This window comes from Devosia sp. (assembly GCF_041917035.1).
Lineage (GTDB): Bacteria > Pseudomonadota > Alphaproteobacteria > Rhizobiales > Devosiaceae > Devosia_A.
The window spans coordinates 1-4,705 of record NZ_JAYRYM010000272.1 but is presented as its reverse complement, the minus strand read 5'-3'; the positions used below and the strand labels follow the sequence as shown (position 1 = coordinate 4,705).

Sequence of the window (4,705 nt, the reverse complement as noted above, 5' to 3'; positions counted from 1 at the left end):
GCTCCGGCCCGGCCCACGGCACGCTCGCCACCACCTGCACCGGTGCCTGGCACGCCCAGCGGATGATCGAGGCCTTCGATGCGTTCCCGATGAACCTGGGCATTGCCGGCAAGGGCAATGCCTCGCTTCCCGCCCCGCTCGAGGAGATGATCCTCGCCGGCGTGTCGTCGCTCAAACTGCACGAAGACTGGGGCACGACGCCGGCGACGATCGACAACTGCCTCGCCGTCGCCGATTCCCACGACGTGCAGGTGATGATCCACACCGACACGCTCAACGAAAGCGGCTTCGTCGAGGACACCGTGCGCGCCTTCAAGGGCCGCACCATCCACGCCTTCCACACCGAAGGCGCCGGCGGCGGCCATGCGCCCGACATCATCAGGGTGGCGGGCCTGCCCAATGTCCTCCCCTCCTCCACCAACCCGACCCGGCCCTACACCGTCAACACGCTGGCCGAACACCTCGACATGCTGATGGTCTGCCACCACCTCAGCCCCTCGATCGCCGAGGATGTCGCCTTCGCCGAGAGCCGCATCCGCAAGGAAACCATCGCCGCCGAGGACATCCTGCACGACATCGGCGCCTTCTCGATGATCTCGTCGGACAGCCAGGCGATGGGGCGCGTCGGCGAAGTCATCATCCGCACCTGGCAGACGGCCGACAAGATGAAGCGCCAGCGCGGCCGCCTGCCCGAGGAGACCGGCGACAACGACAATTTCAGGGTGAAGCGCTATATCGCCAAGTACACCATCAACCCCGCCATCGCGCAGGGCATGAGCCCCCATATCGGCTCGGTGGAAGTGGGCAAGCGTGCCGACCTCGTGCTCTGGAACCCCGCCTTTTTCGGGGTGAAGCCGGAAATGGTGCTGCTCGGCGGCTCGATCGCGGCAGCCCCGATGGGCGACCCGAATGCCTCGATCCCCACGCCGCAGCCGATGCACTACCGGCCGATGTTCGCCGGTTTCGGCAAGCTCAAGACCAGTTCCAGCGTCACCTTCGTCAGCCGGGCGGCGTTCGACACCGGCCTGCAGCAGAGGCTCGGCGTCGCCAAGGCGATGCTGCCCGTCGGCAACACGCGCGACGGCATCTCCAAGGCCTCGATGATCCACAACTCGGCCATGCCGCGCATCGAGGTCGATCCCGAGACCTACGAGGTTCGCGCCGACGGCGAACTGCTCACCTGCGAACCGGCGACGGTGCTGCCGATGGCGCAGCGGTATTTCCTGTTCTAGGGACGATTTGCACCCCGCCCGGCTCGGGGGCATAATGCCGGCATGAACAAGCTCGATCCTGCACGGCTCGCCGGCTATGAGGACGATTTCGCGCTGTGGAGCGCGGAGCAGGCTGCGCTCATCCGCGCCGGCAAGTTCGACCGCGTCGATCTGGAGAATGTCGCCGAGGAGATCGAGAGCTTGGGCAAGTCCGACAAGCGACAAATCCGCAGCCGGCTGCAAGTACTGATGCTCCACCTCCTGAAATGGGAACGGCAGCCGGCAGAGCGGTCTCGTAGCTGGGCATCCTCCATTCGCGACCAACGCCAGGCCATACTCGACCTCATCGACGACAGCCCCAGTCTGGGACCCTATCCCGGCCAGGTCTTCGAACGCGACTATCCCCGGGCGCGGGAAAGGGCGGCGGAAGAGACGACGATCTTTCTTGATCTCTTCCCCAAAAACTGCCCCTACACGATCGAGCAAATCCTCGATCCCGACTACCTGCCCGGCCAACTCTAGCCACAGAATCAGCTACCCTTCCCTTGCTGCTTGCAGGGAGGAACCGCCGATGGAAGCTCTGGCCACCGCCGCCATGCTCGGCAATGTCGATGTCTCGGCCCAGGTGGTGCTGAGCCTGTCCGGCAGTTTCGAGCGCAACATCGTCGAGTACCACTGCGAGGGTCTCGAGCCGTTCACGGTCGACTTCGTCAACGCCTCGCCCAACTTCCTCGCCATCGTTCCGATCGGTCCGCAGAAGCTGGTCTTCGTCAACGTCCTGTCCGCCTCGGGCGCCAAGTATGTGTCGGGCCAGTTCGAGTTCTGGACCAAGGGCAGCGAGGCAACGCTCACCGACCTGCAGGTCACCGACGGCGGCACGCTCGCCTGCAGCGAGATCAGCGACACGCCCTGACCGCTGTTCGGCCTTTACAGCCGGCCGCAAGCGGCTAGTCTCCGCTGGACAGGTTGGGAAGCCTCGACAGACAACTGGACTGACCATGCCGCAGATCTTTCGCGCGGTGGCCTACGTGCCGCCCGCCGAAGCTGGAACCGCCTTCGACCTTGCCGTCCTTCCCCATGACGAACGCCGCGTCCGGCGCCGTCTCATCACGCTCGTTCACGGCGATCAGGTGCTCGTCGACTTCCCGCAACCCGTCACGCTCGAGGATCGCAGTGCCCTCCGGCTCGAGGACGGACGGCTCGCCGAGATCATTGCCGGGGAAGAATTGCTCTACGATGTGCGCGGGCGCGATCCGGCGCACCTGCTGCGCCTCGCCTGGCACCTCGGCAACCGCCACCTCAAGGCCCAGGTCGAGGCCGACCGCCTCCTGATCCTGCGCGACCATGTCATCCGCACCATGCTGCTCGGACTGGGTGCCACCGTCACCGAGATCTCCGAGCCGTTTCACCCGGAGGAAGGGGCATATGCGCACGCGCATGCCGAACCGGCGCACGCCCTGCTGAACCGATGACCACGCCGCAGGCGCTGCAGAAGCTGATCACCTGGCTGTCGCCCGCCTTTCCCGTGGGCGCCTTTGCCTGGTCGGCCGGACTTGAGACGGCGATCGCAGATCGTCGCGTAACCGATTCCGAACGCTTGCTGAACTGGATCGAGGGCGCGCTTTCGAGCGGCGGGATCAAGACCGACGCGATATTGCTTGCGGCGGCCTGGCGGGCGGTTCGCGGCATCGCGCCCCCGGCTTCCCCCCTCCCAACCTCCCCCACAAGGGGGGAGGTGCCGGCCGGTGACCTTGGCACAGATCAAGCCAGCGACTCGCTGCACACCTCCCTCCTGGCGGGGGAGGTTGGGAGGGGCGAAGCCACACGCGCCGCCCTCTCCGACCTCGCCGATCTCGCCCTGGCCCTCACCGCGGCCCATGAGCGACGGATGGAAACCACCATCACCGGCGACGCCTTCGTCCGCGCGGCCGCCTTCTGGCCGTCCGAGAGCCTCGCGCGCCTCCCCGATCCCTGCCCCTACCCCATCGCCGTCGGCGCCATCGCAGCGGTGCACCACATCGAGCTCGCCGACACCCTGCTCGCCTGGCTCACCGCCACTGTGCACGGCCAGGTCTCGGTTGCGGTCCGCCTCGTCCCCCTCGGCCAGACCGATGGCCTCGCGGTCATGGTCGAGCTCGAGCCGGCGGTTGCCGCTCTGGCGCGAGAAGCCGCCACATCCAGCCTTGCCGATATCGGCGGCATCGCCTATGCCGCCGATATCGCGCAGATGCGCCACGAGACGCTGGCTACGAGGATCTTCCGGTCATGAGCATGGGCATCGCCTCGCTGGTCTTCGTGCTGCTGCTGACCGTCGCCCTTGCCCATTTCCTCTGGGCCCTGGGCAGCCCCTGGCCGATCCGCGACCCGGTTCTGCTGGCGCGGGCGGTGATCGGTCGCCCCGGCGTCACCCGCGTCCCCCGACTGGGCGCCCTCCTCGTCGCCATCCTGGTCCTCGCGGCCGGTATCGTGGCGCTGTCGGTCGCCGACCATACTGCCGGGGGCCTCGGACTGTCCCTGCTCGGCGGCGGCGTCGGCATGGCGTTCATCGCGCGCGGCATTGCCGGCTACACGGCCTGGTGGCGCGCCCGCTTCCCCGAGGAGCCGTTCGCGACCCTCGACCGTCGGAACTACTCCCCGCTGTGCCTTCTGGTCGGCGCGGGTTTCCTCGTCCTCGTTGCCATGAGGTTCACATGAAATCGCCCAACGGACCCATCCGCATCGGCATCGGCGGCCCGGTTGGCTCCGGCAAGACCACGCTCTGCGAGATGCTGCTCAAGGCGATGCGCGACCGCTACTCGATGGCCGTGGTGACCAACGACATCTACACGCGGGAAGACGCGCTGATCCTCAACCGGGTGCAGGCCATCTCGGAGGATCGGATCGTCGGGGTCGAGACCGGGGGCTGCCCGCACACCGCCATCCGCGAGGACGCCTCGCTGAACCTGGCGGCCATCGACGACCTCAATCGACGCTTCCCCGACCTCGACATCATCCTCATCGAATCGGGTGGCGACAATCTTGCCGCGACCTTCTCGCCCGACCTGGCCGACGTCACGCTCTACGTCATATCGGTGGCGCAGGGCGAGAAGATCCCGCGCAAGGGCGGCCCGGCCATCTCGCGCTCGGACCTGCTGATCATCACGCACACCGACCTCGCACCCTACGTCAACGCCAGCCTCGAGGTGATGGAAGCCGATACCATCAGGGTCCGGGAGGGGCGGCCCTACGTGTTCATCGACCTGCTTCGCCGCGATCACCTCGACGAGATCATAGCCTTCATCGAGAAGATGGGAGGGCTCGCGTCCGCGCAGGCGGCGGAGTAGCGTTGGCGGCAGAGCACGCGATGAAGCCCCGACGTCCAGCAAGGTCACCCTTCTCCCGCCGTATTGAGCGAAGCCCCGCCCCGGCCGGAACGGCGTTGCCTCCACCGACGCAGCATCCGACCGGGCATACCGAGGGGTACCTGCTGATGCGCCGCCCGGTGGCGGCACCGC

The 4,705-nt window shown here is 67.1% G+C and carries 7 protein-coding genes; all 7 read left to right on the top strand.

What is annotated here, in order from left to right:
• Positions 1 to 1,232: urease subunit alpha (gene ureC, locus ACE3TU_RS19080; RefSeq protein ID WP_374627117.1), on the top strand; the 1,232-nt coding region annotated here is incomplete at its 5' end.
• 42 nt (positions 1,233 to 1,274) lie between these two features.
• On the top strand, positions 1,275 to 1,733 hold the full coding sequence (locus ACE3TU_RS19075; protein WP_374627115.1) for a DUF29 domain-containing protein: 459 nt from the start codon (positions 1,275 to 1,277) through the stop codon (positions 1,731 to 1,733).
• Between the two features lie 49 nt (positions 1,734 to 1,782).
• Complete coding sequence (locus ACE3TU_RS19070; protein ID WP_374627113.1) at positions 1,783 to 2,124, top strand: MliC family protein; 342 nt, start codon at positions 1,783 to 1,785, stop codon at positions 2,122 to 2,124.
• Positions 2,125 to 2,209: 85 nt separating this feature from the next.
• Complete coding sequence (locus ACE3TU_RS19065; protein ID WP_374627111.1) at positions 2,210 to 2,683, top strand: urease accessory protein UreE; 474 nt, start codon at positions 2,210 to 2,212, stop codon at positions 2,681 to 2,683.
• Positions 2,680 to 3,480: an urease accessory protein UreF gene (locus ACE3TU_RS19060; protein ID WP_374627109.1), complete on the top strand. Its 801-nt coding sequence runs from the start codon at positions 2,680 to 2,682 to the stop codon at positions 3,478 to 3,480. Before ACE3TU_RS19065 ends, ACE3TU_RS19060 begins: the two co-directional genes overlap by 4 nt.
• Positions 3,477 to 3,905: a DUF3995 domain-containing protein gene (locus ACE3TU_RS19055; protein WP_374627107.1), complete on the top strand. Its 429-nt coding sequence runs from the start codon at positions 3,477 to 3,479 to the stop codon at positions 3,903 to 3,905. The genes ACE3TU_RS19060 and ACE3TU_RS19055 overlap by 4 nt, the downstream gene beginning before the upstream one ends.
• Positions 3,902 to 4,534 carry an urease accessory protein UreG gene (gene ureG / locus ACE3TU_RS19050; RefSeq protein WP_374627105.1) on the top strand — a complete coding sequence of 211 codons (633 nt, stop codon included), beginning with the start codon at positions 3,902 to 3,904 and terminating at the stop codon, positions 4,532 to 4,534. The genes ACE3TU_RS19055 and ureG overlap by 4 nt, the downstream gene beginning before the upstream one ends.
• Positions 4,535 to 4,705 lie beyond the last annotated feature (171 nt).